The 536-nt window shown below is 42.9% G+C and carries 2 pseudogenes; both read right to left on the reverse strand.

The annotated features are described in order from the left end of the window. Positions 1–350: pseudogene (locus D8787_RS11340) on the reverse strand (transposase); the annotation flags it as partial. Positions 351–354: 4 nt separating this feature from the next. Beyond that, positions 355–536: pseudogene (locus tag D8787_RS11345) on the reverse strand (IS30 family transposase); the annotation flags it as partial.

A 536-nucleotide genomic window follows, 5' to 3' on the forward strand; every position in this document is an offset into this window, starting at 1 on the left:
TGACAGACGTCTTCTGCAGGTATTTTAGAAATGCCGAGAAGCTTAGGAATCTCTTCTCCATAAGTAAAGGCAAAGAGTTCATAGGCTGACTTTCCATTCAAAGCAGCCCGTTTGACGCTGTTGACATGCGAACAAACGAGATTGATGTCCTCCTGAGTTAAGTTGTCAAAAGAAGTTCCCTTAGGTAGAATGTCACGAATCAGCGTGTGATTTTTCTCAATTCTCCCTTTCTGGTCAGAGCGATTAGGGTCACAAAAGAAGAGTTTACTCTCTCCTCGCACATCCATTTCGATATCATCAACCCTGGCAAACTCTCCACCATTATCGGTAAGAATGACAGGGAAAAGTTGGAGTTAAGTTGTCAAAAGAAGTTCCCTTAGGTAGAATGTCACGAATCAGCGTGTGATTTTTCTCAATTCTCCCTTTCTGGTCAGAGCGATTAGGGTCACAAAAGAAGAGTTTACTCTCTCCTCGCACATCCATTTCGATATCATCAACCCTGGCAAACTCTCCACCATTATCGGTAAGAATGACAG

It is taken from the genome of Streptococcus mitis (genome assembly GCF_003944325.1).
GTDB classification, from domain to species: Bacteria; Bacillota; Bacilli; order Lactobacillales; family Streptococcaceae; genus Streptococcus; species Streptococcus mitis_CW.